This is a genomic window from Novosphingobium sp. ERN07, assembly GCF_012641335.1.
GTDB lineage: Bacteria > Pseudomonadota > Alphaproteobacteria > Sphingomonadales > Sphingomonadaceae > Novosphingobium.
Map to the genome: position 1 here is coordinate 1 of NZ_JABAID010000063.1, position 894 is coordinate 894.

Sequence of the window (894 nt, forward strand, 5' to 3'; positions counted from 1 at the left end):
TGTGGTCGCGCAACGGACGAAGATACCAGGCTGCCCGTCCGACCCAGTCCGCCAGTGTCGATCGGTCGAGCTGGATGCCTTGCCGGGCATAGATCTGCGCCTGACGATAGAGCGGCAGGTGATCGGCGTACTTGGCCACCAGCACCTGCGCGATCAGCGCTTCGGTGGGAATGCCACCCTCGACGATCCGGGCTGGCGCTGGAGCCTGAACGACCGCGCTCTCGCACGAACGGCAGCCGTATCGCGGCCGGCGCGTGACCAGGACGCGGAAGGTGGTGGGTACGACGTCGAGGCGCTCGGCCACGTCCTCGCCGATCTGATGCAGCGCACCGCCGCAACAGGGGCAGGCCTTGTCCTCGACATCGACGACCTGCTCGATCCGCTCCAGGTGTGCGGGCAACGAGCCGCGGTTGGTCTTGCGCTGGCGATCGCTCTTGGACTGTGGAGATGCCGCTTCGCGGGCAGCCCGGGCTTGGCCCAGAGCCGTCTCGACATCTTCCAGGCCGAGCTGAAGTTGGTCGGGATCGAGTTGCTCGGACCGCGCGCCGAACCGATGACGCATGAACGCATCGATGATCGACTGGAGCCGCTCGATCTCGGCATCGGCCTCGCCCTTTGCGAGCGCCAACTCGGCTGCTGCGGCACGTTCCGCGGTCAGCATCCGGACCTGTTCGAGGGCGAACGCACGGAGCGCTTCGATGTCTTCGGGAAGATCCGCTTCCATAAGCATGGGGGCATTGAATCAGCAGTCAAAAGCCCCGTCAACCGGCAATCTGCGGGGCGATCGGACGTCTTCCGCCATGCACCCGACGCCAGTCCAGGCCCTCCAGAAGTGCGCCGAGTTGTGCCGCCGTCAGCCGCATAACGCCGTCCTGAATGCCCGGCCACTTGAAG

Annotated in this window: 1 protein-coding gene; it reads right to left on the bottom strand. The window is 66.0% G+C overall.

Features of this window, described 5'->3' with window-relative positions:
• On the bottom strand, positions 1-730 hold a 730-nt coding region (locus tag HGI47_RS22085; RefSeq protein WP_168854900.1), incomplete at its 3' end, for a transposase.
• Positions 731-894: the final 164 nt, after the last annotated feature.